We start from the raw sequence: 12,381 nt of genomic DNA, 5'->3' as shown, positions 1-12,381 counted from the left end.
AAAAACCCTCTTCCATTAAAACAAGGATTGCGTAGGGAGGGGTTAGGGTTCAGAGATTAGAGAATAGGGGAATTTCATTTGGTTTTTCCCTCGTTCCTGTTCCCTTGTCCCCTGATTAAAGCAAGGATTGAGAAGTTTAGCTTTTTTGCGAACTCTTTGAGGTTTCGTAAAGCTAAGAAACTCGCCTTACGGTTTGAATGGCGAAGCTGGAACTTCGCGCTACAGTTAAAAAACCTCGTCGACGGTTTGAAGTCAAAGTAGGGACAAGGCAATGCCTTGTCCGCAGTGAGATTGAAATACAAAAGGGGGGTTAGACCCAAATTTTATTTTGTTTCAAATTTGACAGCACAAGACTTTTCGCAAAATTTAACCTGCTTACAGTTTGAATGGCGAAGCTGGAGCTTCGCGCTACAATTAGAAAAACCTCGACGACGGCTAACAGCCTCGTCGACGGTTTGAAAAAAAAGACCCTTAGATGTTTTTAGCGTCTAAGGGTCTTTTTGTTTTTGGTGGTTTGAAAAAAGCCAAAAAATTTGTCTTTGGTTTGAAGTGCGAAGCTGGAGCTTCGCGCTACTGTTAAAAAACCTCGCCGACGGCTAATAGCCTCGTCGACGGTTTGAAAGATAAAATTGGCGTTGGTTTTCTATTTTGGCTTGAAAGTCCTAATTTTGCGCTGCTCTTACTCATCATTCACACTCTTTCCCACTTTTGAAGCAACACCCATTTATGGAGGCACTCACTACGGTAGAAACCGCTCAGAAGCTCGGTCTTACGCCCGAAGAATTTACGCGCATCAACGAAATTTTGGGCAGAGTTCCCAATTTTACGGAACTTAGCATTTTTTCGGTCATGTGGTCGGAACATTGTTCGTATAAAAACTCTATTGTTTGGCTTAAAACGTTGCCTAAAAGTTCGCCGCGTTTGTTGGTAGAGGCGGGTCAGGAAAATGCGGGTTTGGTAGATATTGGCGATGGCTTGGCGTGCAGTTTCAAGATAGAATCTCACAATCACCCTTCGGCATTAGAGCCGTATCAGGGTGCTGCTACGGGCGTTGGTGGCATCAATCGGGACATCTTCACGATGGGAGCGCGTCCGATAGCGGGTCTAAATTCGTTGCGTTTTGGCAACTTGCAAAGCCCCAAGACGCAGTGGCTTTTGCGTGGAGTAGTGAAAGGTATCGGCGATTATGGGAATGCGTTTGGGATTCCTACCGTTGGGGGCGAGGTTTATTTCGACGACTGCTACAATGTCAATCCCTTAGTCAATGCGTTTTCGGCAGGTATTGTAGAAACAGATAAGATTGCTTCGGCGATAGCCTATGGCGTGGGCAATCCCGTCTATATCGTGGGTTCGGCTACAGGCAAAGACGGTATCCATGGGGCTACCTTTGCTTCGGAGGACATTACGGCGGCGAGTGCCGAAAAGCTCCCTGCCGTTCAGGTAGGCGACCCTTTCCAAGAGAAACTACTTTTAGAAGCCACCTTAGAAGCCATCGCGACAGGGCATATCGTTGGGATTCAGGACATGGGAGCGGCAGGCATCACCTGTTCTACCTCTGAAATGAGTGCAAAGGGCGAGCATGGCATGGTCATCGATTTAGACCAAGTGCCTTGCCGTCAGGAAAATATGCAGCCCTTCGAGATTTTGCTTTCCGAATCGCAGGAGCGCATGCTCATTGTCATCAAAAAGGGCAAGGAAGGCGAAATAGAGCGCATTTTTGAAAAATGGGACTTGAATTGTGCTAAAATTGGCGAAGTTACGGATACCCAACGCCTGCATTTTTACGCCAAAGGTGAGCTTGTCGCTGATGTGCCTGCACACGATTTGGTCTTAGGTGGGGGCGCACCTGTGTATCATCGTGAGTATGAAGAGCCACCTTATTACGCACAAAACCAGCAATTTGACCCCAATACAGTAGAAGAGCCGCAGGAATTTGCCGAATACATAGATATTTTTCGCTTTTTGCTTTCGCACCCCAATATCGCCTCGAAGCGTTGGATTTCCGAGCAGTACGACTCTATGGTAGGAACGGCAAATTGTAGTACCAATGCGCCTTCCGACGCTTCTGTGGTGCATGTCAAGGGAACGAATAAAAATATTGTCATTACCGTAGATTGCAATGCGCGTTATGTGCATGCCGACCCTGAAAAGGGCTGTGCGATTGCCGTAGCGGAGGCAGCCCGCAATATCGTCTGCACAGGGGGGCAGCCTATCGCAATTACCAACTGCCTGAATTTTGGCAATCCTTACAATAAGCACGTCTATTGGCAATTTGTAGGTGCTATCAAAGGCATGGGAGCGGCTTGCAGGAAATTTAATACGCCCGTAACGGGAGGCAATGTTAGTTTTTACAACCAATCTTCCGACGAAGGACCCGTTTTCCCTACGCCTACCATTGGCATGTTGGGTCTGATGGAGGGTTTGGAAAAGCGCGTTACGCTTGATTTTAAAAAGGCAGGCGATTTGATTTATTTGGTAGGTGTTCCCAAAAATGATTTGGCATCTTCGGAATACTTGTATTCGTATTGTGGCGTGAAAAATTCGCCTGCCCCTGCCTTTGATTTAGACGAAGAATATGCTTTTCAGCAAAATTTAGCCGCCTTAATTGGCGAAAAGCTACTTGCCTCTGCACACGACATTTCTGACGGCGGCTTGCTGATAGCGGTAGCAGAATCGGCTTTGGCAGGTAGAAAGGGTTTTGATTTGAAGGTAGATTTGAAGAGCAGTCCTTTGCGCGGTCTTCGTTTTGATGCTTTTCTTTTTGGGGAAAATCAAAGCCGCGCCATTGTATCGGTGAATACTGCCCAAAAAGCCGCTTTTGAAGCAAAAGCCACCGCCTTAGGTATTGCGTTTTTAGCCGTCGGCGAAGTAGGCGAGCAGAAAGAGTGGCGTTTGCAAAATCAGCTTCTGCTGACTCTCGAAGAGGGTGAGGCTCTATATGAAGGCACTTTGCCCAAATATTTGAATGTTTAAAATCCTTTTCGCCAAATAGAAAATGGTTTTTTCGCATAATCGATAAAAATACAGCCCCGTTCTGTATTTTTATCGCTTCAAAGTGCTTATATTTAGTCCCGATTTGCGACCTGTGTAGCGTTCATAGAGATTCATTATTTTGAAAGGGAAACGGAAAAGTTTTCTACAAAACTTTCGATATAAGAAAAAAAATCATAGATTTGCCATTGTTTGCCGAATCTATGCTTTTTTGCACATGAATTTGTCAAATCTTTCATAAGGAATCCCATAATAAGCCTAAGGCGGTTTGGAAAATGGTTTAATTACAATCGCATAGAGCTTGTTCGCTCCAATAAAAAGGCTTGCTTGATAGAGCAGGTTGTTACTGTTTTTCTGATTTTTCTAACATTTCATCTTCACCCTATTTCTTCTATTTTAATCTGTATGAAAATCTTTCTCCTACAATTCCTATTCCTTTGCATGGCTGCCCTTGGTACGACTTTCGGGCAGCAGCAGGTAGAGGTGAGCCACTTTAAAAATGGCAACAACCCTACTGAAATTCGCCTACCCCAAAGTGTAAAGGGGCTGCCTTCTTTCTTGGAAGCACCAGAAATGAAGCAGGACATCGCACGCGAATATGCCCAAAAATATTTCGTAGCCCTCTATCAAAACATGGCAGTGCCTGCGGGAACTACCCAAACTTTTCAAATCAACGACCAAGAGGTCGATATCCTTGCCGACTACATCAATACCTACTACCAGATGCACTACGACAACGCAGGCAAGGAAATTTTTGAAATCGTGAGAAAAGCAAAAGCCGACCTCAATCCCATTATCGGTCTGAGCGGCGTTTTGGCTTTGCAGCGTCTTGGCGTTTTCAACTACCAAAAATAAACTTTCGCTTATCCAAACAACGAAAGACTCTTTTTGCTATGTAAAAAAAGGAGTCTTGCCCTTATTTTAGAAACAAACAAACCTTATTGATATGATGATGAAACGTATATCTTTACTTTGGGCTTTGCTGCTGCTCTGTACTGCTTATTTGCAGGCGCAGGTGACAGTTACGGTGGGCAGTGTCCAAACAGAAACCTTTGAGGCTGGGGCAGCAGGCTGGACAGCCGCCGCTATCCCCGGCTATTTTACCACAGGTGCAAGTACCTTTGCCAATGATTGGCAGTTGGGTACGCCTACTGTTCCTGCCGCAGCCGCCCCTCTTCCTGCTGCAAACGGCAACAATGTTTGGGCTACTAACCTGACTGGTAATTACTCTTCTTCACATTTAGGCGCAGTAACTTCGCCTGTTTATGATTTCAGTGCTTTGCCTGCCGGCTTTACTCCTACTGTGCGTTTGAGTGTCTTTGTACAGTCTGAAAATAATTTTGACGGGGGACAACTTCAAATTTCACTCGATGGCGGTACTACTTGGCAAACCGTAGGTCCTGCTGTAGGTGGTACTTGTGGCGGAGTAAATTGGCTCAATAGCGGTACATTTTCAGGTCTTACGCCTCCTCCTCCTGCTGCTGGTACTACTGCTCAATGGACAGGTACAGGTACGGGTACTTCTCTCTTCCCAGAGGGCTGGCGCACGGCAGAACACAAAATTACGGGTGTGGCAGGCAATAACAACGTCCGCTTCCGTGTGGTATTTCGTTCTGATACCTCTGTTCAGGGACAAGGTGGTCTTTACTTTGACAATTTTTCAGTAGATGCGACAACGGTTTCTGATATTGTAGTAACTCAAATTACTGCTCCAGTCAGCGGCGCACTTACCAATAGCGAAATTATTAGCTTTAGCATCACAAACAATGGAAGCACTGCTGTAACAAGTGTTGATGCTACTTACACAATTAGCGGTCCCAGCACTGCCAACGTTACGCAAACTTTGGTCATTCCTGCTTTGAATCCTTGCAGCTCGACGACTGTATCTTTTACTACTCCTGCTAACCTGAGTGCAACGGGTACTTATACGGTTGATGTTACGGCTCAAGTTACAGGTCAGACAGATGCCAATCCTGCGAACAACACAGTGTCTGCCCAGATTGTGAATGTCCCTACTATTGCTACCTTCCCTTACTACGAAGATTTCGAAGCCAATAGTGGTTCTTTTATTTCTTCTGCCATTACTACGGGTACAGGTATCACGCCTTCTACGCAGTACGTTAATCCTTGGGAGTGGGGCGCACCTTCTGTTCCCGGTTTTGCAGTTCCTGTGCCTTCGGGTCAGAACGCCTGGGCTACACGCCTCAATACTTTCTATCCTGATAACGCTTTGGCTGCCGTAACTTCGCCGCTTTTTGATTTTACAGGCTTTACCGCTACGCCTTCAATGCCTACCCCTCGCCTTTTCTTTGGCTTTATGGGGCAGTTTCAGCACAATAATGATGGCGGTCAGGTGCAAATAAGCCTCGATGGAGGTACTACTTGGGCAGCCTTAGGTACTACGCTTTCGGGCGGCTTGAATTGGTACAATAGAAATACAGCTCTTTTAGGCACGATGACTCCAAATGCAGTGGCTGCTAACTTGACGCAGACTTGGACTTTCGTTTCAGGTACTGCCGCAGATGCCCTTTTCCCTAACAACGCCTTTTCTTTGGGTGGTGGCTGGGTACTTTCAGGACATCCACTTCCTGCTACAGTTATCGGTCAGAATGATGTCCGTTTTCGTATGGTCTTCCGCTCTAATACCTTTACAAATGGTCAGGGTGGTTTCTATTTCGATGATGTAAAAATCGTAACAACAGATTTTACTCTGATTGCGGCTTCAAACCCTACTGCACCTACTACGGGTACAAACCTTACCAATGCGGAAAATATCACCTTTACCGTAACGAACCAAGGTAGCCTTCCTGTAACAAGTATTACGGTTACGGGTACAATTACAGGTCCCGCTAATAGCACTTTCAATCAGACCGTTGTAGTGCCTGCAATTGCCCCCAATGCTACTGCTACTATTACGCTTACTGGTGCAGCAAACCTTTCTGTTCCCGGCGAATACCAAATTAACTTGACGGCTAACGTTACAGGGCAGACAAACCTTTATCCAAACGTAAATAGCGTACAATACACGGTTATTCACATTCCTACGATTGCACTCGCTTCTGGCTCTTATACTGAAACTTTTGAAACAAACGGTGGTTCTTGGATTCCGGGTGGTACGACACCTGCGGCACAAAACGTATGGCAGTGGGGTGCGCCTACTGACCCTTCTGTAGCCTTAGTACAGCCGCTTCCGCTTCCTTCTGCACCGCTCACGCCAGAGCCTACTAATGAGGAATGTTGGGGTACTATCATAAACGGTCAGTATCCAAATAGTGTGGTAGCCTTCTTAGAGTCGCCTATTTTTGACTTTACAGGCATTACTACAAACCAAATCCTGCTCTTTGATTTCTTTCACGCAACAGAAAGCTGCTGCGACGGTACGCAGGTTCAGATTAGCTTCAATGGTGGCACTACCTACCAAACTTTGGGTACTGCTACAAGTGGCGTAAACTGGTATAACAATGCTGGTACTTTTGCAGGCTTACTTGCAGGCGGTACTTGGAGAGGAACAGGTACATTCACGCCGCTAAATGATGGTTGGTTTAGAGCCTTTCACCCACTTCCTGCTGCTGCTTTGGGCAATAACAATGTCCGCTTCCGCTTTGCTTTCCGTTCTGACGTTTCTGCAACAGGATTGGGTGCTTATGTGGATAACATATACGTAGGCGGCGGCTTCTATGAAGGTGGTATTGTAGCCACTGAAATTGGCGTGAGCAACGCACAGACTTTTAGCACAGGCACTACTTCTTTCATTTTCGGTACAGAGTTGGGCTTAGAGGATATAACCGTTCCTGTTCAAAACAATGGCTCGGAAGTTATCACTTCTGTTGATTTTGAGTTCAACGTACAAGGACCTAATGGCATTGCCTTTACCGTAGAGCGCGAAAACGTAGCGACCAACATCGACTTGGGCGATACTGAAGACATTACACTCGCCGATTTAATTGGCTTTACCGACTATGGCTACTACACCATTCAGGTCAATATGACTTTGAATGATGGTACGGATATTTTCGCACCTAACAATACCGCCGTATTTTTGGTAGAAAACGTGAAGGCTGTAGCCGTTACAGACGGCGTAGCGGGTTCTTATCGCGAAGATTTCGAAATTACGCCTACTAATTCTGGTTGGTATCCACACTTATTCAATGATGTCACTACTGAAACAGAATGGGAAATAGGTACACCTTCTACGGCTACTATCAACGGTGCTGCTTCAGGTCAGAATGCTTGGGTTACGAACTTGAATAGCAACTATGGCAATGACGCGCAAGAAGGTTTGATTTCTCCTTTCTTTGATTTCACTTCTTTGAACGCCACTACGCCTGCTTTCATTAGCTTTGCCAATATCTTTGACATCGAAGAAAACTTTGATGGTGGTGTTTTGGCTTACGTTCCTAACGACATTACAGGTGCGATTGCAGCTCCACAGTTGGTAGGCACTTTCGGACAAGGCGTGAACTGGTACAACAACCCTGCGGCAGGCTTCTTTGGCGTACCACAGTGGGACGGCAATTCTACCGATTGGAGACGTTCTACCATTTCCTTAGCACCTTTCATGGGTACGCAAGGACGCTTTATCTTCTTGTTTGGTTCTGATTCAGACGTTACGGGTGAAGGTTGGGGCGTAGATGACATTCTTATCGCCAATGCAGGTATCGTAGATTTGGGCATCACTGCCATTCCTACTCCTAATACGGCTACGAATCTAATCGCGGTAGAGCCTTTGCAGGTACAACTTCAAAACTTCGGTACTGACGTTGTGAATCAGGTTGCAATTACCTACGAATTGAACGGTGCAAAAGGGCAGCAAATCGTAACTGAAAACGCTACTATTTCTTTAGCCCCTGGTGCAGTTACTACCTACCAATTCTTGAACCTTTTAGACGTTTCTTTCATCGGCGATTACAATGTGAAAACTTCACACAACTTAGCCAATGATTTAAACCCTGCCAACAATGAATTAGACAAAGACTTCACACACTTGGTTTCGCCTGTTGTGATAGACTCTTTACAGTTGAAGGCAAATCTTACCGATTCTTTGGCTATTATCGTAGAATGGATTGATGAATCAAACCAAGAGATTGGCTTCGTATTACAACGCGCCACAGACCCTACCGCTAATGGTGGTATCGGCAACTGGCAAGTCGTAACGGTAGAGCCTGCCAACGACACTTCTTACCTCGATTTGGACATCTTGCTCAACGGTCGTTATTTCTACCGTGCGCAGTATCTCTTTGCAAATGGTCTTTCTGGTTATAGCAATGTAGATACCGTAGATGTATTCTTTGAAGGCGGCGGCGGCGTGCCTGTAGAGCCTTACGAGCCTATCTTAGCGGCTACGCCCGGCTATAATTCAGCCGTCTTGACTTGGAACATGGCTATGCCTGAACAAAATGTAGCCTACTATGAAATCTATGGCTATGATTTGCAGTTCCCTTCTATTCGCGTCGGAACGACAACAAACGCCACTTACACCGTTACAGGCTTGATTAACGGCGTGAAGGTAGGATTCTACGTGCGTGCAGTTTATAGAGATGGCTCACGTGGCAATTTCTCTAACGGCGTAGAAGTAACTCCTTCTATTGTCTTAGGTGAAGACGAGGTGAAGGAAGCCTTCAAATTCCAAGTGTTCCCGAATCCAAACACAGGCACTTTCCAAATCGCTTTGGAGGGCAAAGTAGCAAGCGAAAATCTTACCATCAACATCACCGATTTGGCGGGCAAGGTTATCTATTCTACCAAAGTAAGCAATTACAGCAACCAGTATCAGGCTGAAATTGCATTGCCTAATGTAGCTGCTGGTTTGTATTTGGTACAAATTGCGACAGAAACTGAAACTTTCCAACAAAAAGTAAGTATCGTAAGATAAAACTTGCGGCTTATCGGATTTTCAAATCCTAAATTTTGTGAAAAGTCTAACCCAAAACAACACCTATCTTTGCGGATAGGTGTTTTTTTATGGTCTAAATTTTACGTCTAAATCTCGATAGCATGAACCCAAACCAAATAAATAAGGGCTATTTTTTCTTTCGCCTGCTTTGCGCCACCTGCTTTTCTATTTTCTTGCTGCCGTTTTCTTCTCTCACTATTTACGCCCAGCAAAGCAACGATTTAGAAGCCAAGTCTGATAGCCTTCCTGCTTCCTTTGCGCCTACTTTTGTGTTGAGTGCCTATGCAGATGCTTATTTTGTGTATGATTTTAATGCGCCCCAAAACCAGCAACGCCCTGATTTTTTATACAATCATACCCGTCATAACGAATTTAACCTCAATACAGGACTTCTCCATGCAGGGCTTGAAAATGGGCATTATCGCGCCAATTTGGGATTGATGGTAGGCACATATCCGCAACAAAATTTAGCGCAAGAGCCTACCTTGTTGCAAAACATTTTTGAAGCCAACGTAGGCGTGGCACTCAATAAAAAGTCAAACTTATGGCTCGATATGGGGATTTTTCCTTCGCATATCGGTTTTGAAGATGCACTTTCTGCCGACAATTTTAATTATACGCGTTCCATTTTGGCGGAAAATTCGCCTTACTATTTGGCAGGTGCAAAACTCACCTACACGCCTACGCCCAAGTGGGAATTTACAGCCTTACTCTGCAACGGTTGGCAGCGAATAAGGCGCGTCGAGGGCAGTTCTTTTCCTAACTTCGGTACAAAAATCACTTTTACGCCCAATGAAACAACTACCTTCAATTGGAGTACCTTTGTCGGTACAGACGACCCAGATGCAGTGCGCCGCCTACGCTATTTCAATAATTGGTATACTATTTTTAATGTTTCAAAAAAAATTGCCTTGATTGCAGGCTTTGATTGGGGTTTGCAGCAGGTAGAAAAGGGCAGTTCCGACCTGCATCAATGGCTTGCGCCTGTCTGCATCTTGCGCTATGAGTGGAGCGAGCGTTGGGCTATGGGTTTGCGCGGCGAATACTATCAGGATAGAAACCATGTGATTATCAGAACGCCGCAGGGAGCGCGTTTTCAGGTGAGTGGCGTTTCTTTTAATATAGACCGCCAAATTGTGCGCGATACTTTCAAGATAGGCTCGAAAAATGTCCTTTGGCGTATGGAAGCGCGTCTTTTTCAAAACCCAGACCCGATTTTTAGGCGCGAAAACAACCTTGTGCGCCACAATTTTTTTATCGCCACAGGAATTGCAGCACACTTCGAATAGCTTAGAAAGGGCAAGAGCCTCTGTTGATAGAAAGTCTTTTCTCCGATAAGGTTTCTGTTTCGGCGGTATGGTTTTCTTTTTCTAAGTTGAAAAGTTCGTGCAGAGCCTCTACCAAATGGCTTTCTTCGCCGCGCTTGCATGCCATTTTGAGGTGCAAGGCGGGCTTTTTCAAGATTTTTTGCAAAATATTTTTCGTAATTTCCTCAATCTGACCGCGCTCTGCCTCATTGATTTTTTTAGAAAAGCGATTGATTTCTTCTTGTCGGATTTGCTCTAAGGCATCTTTGAAGCGTTGTAGGGCAGGCGAAACGTCTTGTTCTTTGACCCATTGTTCAAATTGCAGTTGCATTTCTAAAATGATTTGTTCTACTTTGGGCAAGGATTCGCGTCTTTTCTGAATGGCGGCTTCTGTACGCTCATGAATTTGGTCTAAATTAAAAAGGCTCAAATTCCCCAAGGTCGCAAGGTCTGATTCTATGCTACGTGGCAGAGAAAGGTCAATAAAAAATTGGTGCTTAGGCATCTGCGGATAAGTGGCACGTAACTTTTGCATCAAAGATTTGGTGATGAAAGGTTCATTTTTGGCAATCGAGCAGACTACGACATCGGCTTTGGCGAGGCTCTCCTCTATCTGTTCAAATTCGATAGCATCATAAGCGTTTTCGGTGGCTAAAAGGGCAGCTTTGGCATAAGTTCTATTTGTAATTAAAACATTTTTGATACCTTTTTTGTGCAAATTCCGTACTGTGTCTTCGCCAATTTCACCCATGCCGATGATGAGAATGGTAGGATTGAGCGCGTCTGTGGCATGTTTTGCCATTTGCGTAACTAATTCAGTGGCGGCATAAGATACGGAGGCTGCCCCGTCGCGAAAGTTTGTTTCCTGTGCAATGCGCTTATTGGTCTGAAAAATAAGGTGCATCAAACGGTGCAAAAGCGTCCCTACTGTGCCTGCGTCGGTAGCCCATTGATAGGCGCGTTTCACCTGATTGGTGATTTGAAAATCGCCTACCACTTGCGAATCTGCACCTACCGAAATGCGCATCAAACGATTGACGGCGCGATGTGTCGTTTCTATTTCTATAAAATATTCACTATATTCTTTCCAATCTAATTCTTTAAAAATAGAGAGCATCTCCAAAATAGGCTCTCTCAAATTGCGAGGCGCGATATAAAAAATTTCGGTTCTATTGCAGGTAGAAATGACCATGACTTCCTCAATTTCGAGCTTTTCCTTTAAATCTGCCAATAAAAAGCGCACTTCGGTTTCGTCGAATGTCCATTTTTCGCGCACTTCCAAAGGCGCGTTTTTAAAAGTCAGATGAATGTTGCGGAGTTGCATGGGTAGGTTTTGAGAAAAAGTGAGAAAATTTAATTTAGATAACTGCTGTGTTCAACTCTTTTGGATACTGATTGTGATAGGTATTTTTTCAAGTTTTGATACTTTAAACGCGACAAGCCTGCACGACGGTAGTGATGTTAAGTTCTGTAAAAAGCCTTGTTTTGTCAAGTTTGACACGAAATAAAATTTGGTTGAAACCCTATTTTTGGGTCTGAAAACCCTTTTTTATTTCAATCTCGCTGCGGACAAGGCAATGCCCCTTGTCCCTACATTTGAATCTGTTTTTTTAGAATTTAACATCACCGCTTCGGAGGGAGGGCAATGCCCTACCCTACAAATAACTTTTAGAACCTAACCTTGCTGCACAAGACTGCCGTTTTTTGTGCCAGATTTCCTATTTAATCGTCAGGGTCTGTTCTTGGTAAAAGGCTTCGCCTGCTTGTTGCCAATATATTTTGGCACGCCACAGTCCTTTTTCCATTTTGGCAGTAGAAATAATTTGCTGCGCACCCTTTTCTGCTAAGGCGACTTCAAAATCGTACTTGGCATCAGAGGGGCGAAAGAAGGTAATTTTGCCACTTCTGCCACTATTTTGTGCGACTGCTGCCTGCTCTTCTGTTGCCTTTTGAGGGAAAGTAAGCGTTAGGGTCTGTTTTTCTAAAACTACCTCGATGGGGTTCTTTTGGGCGTTTTGCATCTGATTGATGCGCTGTTGGTAGCGTATTTCCTCTTGGTAGTAATCTTTTGTAACCAAATCTATATTTTCTTGTGCAGAAAGATAGACCAAAGAGAGAATCCCCGCCATAAAGAGTCCGTAGAAGATAGCAATTCCGTGTCCCCAGTTCATGTTGTGTTTGGATTTAGAG

Annotated in this window: 6 protein-coding genes; 4 read left to right on the top strand and 2 right to left on the bottom strand. The window is 44.8% G+C overall.

What is annotated here, in order from left to right; all coding sequences use genetic code 11:
• Positions 1 to 726 precede the first annotated feature (726 nt).
• From purL to G500_RS0115685, 4 genes are all read left to right on the top strand, one after another.
• Positions 727 to 2,973 (top strand): phosphoribosylformylglycinamidine synthase subunit PurL, encoded by a 2,247-nt coding sequence (purL, locus tag G500_RS0115705; RefSeq protein WP_027003246.1) that lies wholly within the window; start codon positions 727 to 729, stop codon positions 2,971 to 2,973.
• 423 nt (positions 2,974 to 3,396) lie between these two features.
• The gene (locus G500_RS0115695) at positions 3,397 to 3,846 is read left to right on the top strand and encodes a hypothetical protein (RefSeq protein ID WP_154657183.1); all 450 of its coding nucleotides are present in this window, start codon (positions 3,397 to 3,399) and stop codon (positions 3,844 to 3,846) included.
• Positions 3,847 to 3,937: 91 nt separating this feature from the next.
• Positions 3,938 to 8,863, top strand: coding sequence for a T9SS type A sorting domain-containing protein (locus G500_RS0115690; protein WP_086047933.1), 4,926 nt, complete (start codon positions 3,938 to 3,940; stop codon positions 8,861 to 8,863).
• 122 nt (positions 8,864 to 8,985) lie between these two features.
• On the top strand, positions 8,986 to 10,173 hold the full coding sequence (locus G500_RS0115685; protein ID WP_086047932.1) for a porin: 1,188 nt from the start codon (positions 8,986 to 8,988) through the stop codon (positions 10,171 to 10,173).
• A gap of 1 nt (position 10,174) precedes the next feature.
• Here G500_RS0115685 and hemA read toward each other — a convergent pair whose 3' ends face one another.
• Together hemA and G500_RS0115670 are read right to left on the bottom strand one after the other, a co-directional pair.
• The gene (hemA, locus tag G500_RS23820) at positions 10,175 to 11,515 is read right to left on the bottom strand and encodes a glutamyl-tRNA reductase (protein WP_051203729.1); all 1,341 of its coding nucleotides are present in this window, start codon (positions 11,513 to 11,515) and stop codon (positions 10,175 to 10,177) included.
• Between the two features lie 394 nt (positions 11,516 to 11,909).
• Positions 11,910 to 12,362 (bottom strand): FixH family protein, encoded by a 453-nt coding sequence (locus tag G500_RS0115670; protein WP_027003242.1) that lies wholly within the window; start codon positions 12,360 to 12,362, stop codon positions 11,910 to 11,912.
• Positions 12,363 to 12,381 lie beyond the last annotated feature (19 nt).

This window comes from Hugenholtzia roseola DSM 9546 (genome assembly GCF_000422585.1).
Taxonomy (GTDB): Bacteria; Bacteroidota; Bacteroidia; order Cytophagales; family Bernardetiaceae; genus Hugenholtzia; species Hugenholtzia roseola.
Note: the sequence above shows the minus strand (reverse complement) of the source record. Positions and strands in the feature narration are given on the sequence as shown.

Bases quoted from the DNA above. Each gene is read 5' to 3' on its own strand.
- purL (WP_027003246.1), top strand. From the start codon at position 727: ATGGAGGCACTCACTACGGTAGAAACCGCTCAGAAGCTCGGTCTTACG.
- G500_RS0115695 (WP_154657183.1), top strand. From the start codon at position 3,397: ATGAAAATCTTTCTCCTACAATTCCTATTCCTTTGCATGGCTGCCCTT.
- G500_RS0115690 (WP_086047933.1), top strand. From the start codon at position 3,938: ATGATGATGAAACGTATATCTTTACTTTGGGCTTTGCTGCTGCTCTGT.
- G500_RS0115685 (WP_086047932.1), top strand. From the start codon at position 8,986: ATGAACCCAAACCAAATAAATAAGGGCTATTTTTTCTTTCGCCTGCTT.
- hemA (WP_051203729.1), bottom strand. From the start codon at position 11,515: ATGCAACTCCGCAACATTCATCTGACTTTTAAAAACGCGCCTTTGGAA.
- G500_RS0115670 (WP_027003242.1), bottom strand. From the start codon at position 12,362: ATGAACTGGGGACACGGAATTGCTATCTTCTACGGACTCTTTATGGCG.